We start from the raw sequence: 695 nt of genomic DNA on the forward strand, positions 1-695 counted from the left end.
TCATCTGCCGGGCTGCCGCGTATCTCCGCCTCGATGGCATACAGTTTTCCGATACGTTTCAGCGCTTCGGTTGTGATGTCGGTCGGTGTCCGGGCATGCACATCGTGGATTTTTCTCCGCGCATGGGCCATGCAGGCCGCTTCCGTGATGCGGCCGTCTTCGTACAGCGCGTTGTAGCCTCCGTACGCGTCCGCCTGCAGGATACCGCTGTACCCCGCAAGGTGTTGCTGTGGGTGTACTCCTTTCCGGTCCGGCGAGTACGCGAACCACATCGCCGGCGGGAGCTGCGACCCCGCGTTACGGTCATCCCGCACGTAGACCCACAGCCGGGCCGTACGGGTTTTACCGCTGCCCGGCTCCTGAACCGGCACAGGGATATCGTCGGTATGCACCTTGCCCGGCATGAGTACGTACTGGCGCAGCAGGTCGTAAAGCGGCTCCAGAAGTTCGCTCACCGCACCGGACCAGCGCCCCAGTGTGGCACGACTCAGCTCAACTCCCTGACGGTGGTATATTTCTGACTGACGATAGTGAGGTGTATGTTCGGCGAACTTCGCCGTGACGATGCGCGCCAGCAGACCGGGACCTGCATAGCTGCGCTCGATGGGTTTTGAAGGCATGGGTGCCTGAACGATGTGGTCGCAGCTGCAGCAGGCCAGTTTTGGCCGCTGCGTTTCGATAACCTTAAAGGCGCT

General features: G+C 61.6%; 1 protein-coding gene. It reads right to left on the reverse strand.

Translation table 11 applies throughout. The features are described 5' to 3' along the window. Positions 1 to 695, reverse strand: a 695-nt coding sequence (gene tnpC / locus ACSZO4_RS25735) for an IS66 family transposase (protein WP_437891915.1), incomplete at both ends; no start/stop codon positions are given.

Source organism: Phytobacter sp. V91, assembly GCF_965644225.1.
Classification (GTDB): Bacteria; Pseudomonadota; Gammaproteobacteria; order Enterobacterales; family Enterobacteriaceae; genus CBFFRJ01.